Here is a 578-nt window from a genome sequence, read left to right on the forward strand (position 1 = left end):
TCGAGCCAGCTCACCGGCCTGCTCGACGGCATCTCGAACGGCATCCAGACCATTCAGGCTGCCTCCAAGGGCATCGACGGCATCACCAAGCTGGTGTCCTCGCTCCAGTCCACGGTGAAGCAGGCACAGGCCGACGCGGCCCAGAACCGCCCGACCAAGGCCGGCACGACGCTCGCCACCGCCGCCGAAGCGGCCGTGACCAGCAAGAGCCTGAAGGACATCGCGCTCGACAAGAAGATCGTCGGCGCCGACGCTGTTGCCGACGCCGCGACCGCCACGAGCTCCGGCGATGCCGGCATCATCGACACCCAGACCTTCCTCGGCATTTCGATCAAGTCCGGCAGCACGACCTACACGGCGAGCTTCAGCTCGGCCACCGCGACGGTCCGTGACGTCGTCAACGAGATCAACAAGTCGGGCGTCGCGACGGCCTTCGTCGACGAGAAGGGCCAGCTCAACGTCAAGGGCACCGGCTCGGAAGATGTGGAGTTCGGCTTCGGCTCCTCCGCCGTCGACGGCGCAGGCGCGATCACCAATGCCGGGACGGGCGGCGCCAACACCGCAATCGGCTTCGTCGC

General features: G+C 67.3%; 1 pseudogene. It reads left to right on the forward strand.

Annotation, left to right across the window (positions count from 1 at the left end):
- Window positions 1–578: pseudogene (locus AB4Z16_RS28085) on the forward strand (flagellin); the annotation flags it as partial.

Origin of the sequence: Allobosea sp. TAF32 (assembly GCF_052113585.1) — a bacterium.
Taxonomy (GTDB): domain Bacteria; phylum Pseudomonadota; class Alphaproteobacteria; order Rhizobiales; family Beijerinckiaceae; genus Allobosea.